A 290-nucleotide genomic window follows, 5' to 3' on the forward strand; every position below is an offset into this window, starting at 1 on the left:
ACTCTCTGTATTCGTACATATTTTGCACTTCGTTTGTGAATCCACCAATGGTGTCTCAAGGGTCGTTGCGACAGTTTCCGCTATCTCAGTTTCCTCAACTCTTCCCTGAACGCTTCCGTCGGTGTGCGCCAACCAAGGCACTTTCTTGGCGTGCCGTTGAGGCGGTCACAAATCGCCTTCATATTGCGATTTGAGAGCGCCGCGAGCTGGGTGTCACGGGGAAGATATCGCCGTGCGCGTTTGTTGAGGTTCTCGACCGAGCCTTTTTGCCAGGGTGCTTGTGGGTCACA

Annotated in this window: 1 protein-coding gene; it reads right to left on the reverse strand. The window is 53.4% G+C overall.

Annotation, left to right across the window (positions count from 1 at the left end):
• Positions 1 to 80: 80 nt before the first annotated feature.
• Positions 81 to 290: IS30 family transposase (locus tag A3722_RS24970; RefSeq protein ID WP_150120561.1), on the reverse strand; the 210-nt coding region annotated here is incomplete at its 5' end.

It is taken from the genome of Sulfitobacter sp. HI0027 (assembly GCF_001634775.1).
Lineage (GTDB): Bacteria > Pseudomonadota > Alphaproteobacteria > Rhodobacterales > Rhodobacteraceae > Sulfitobacter.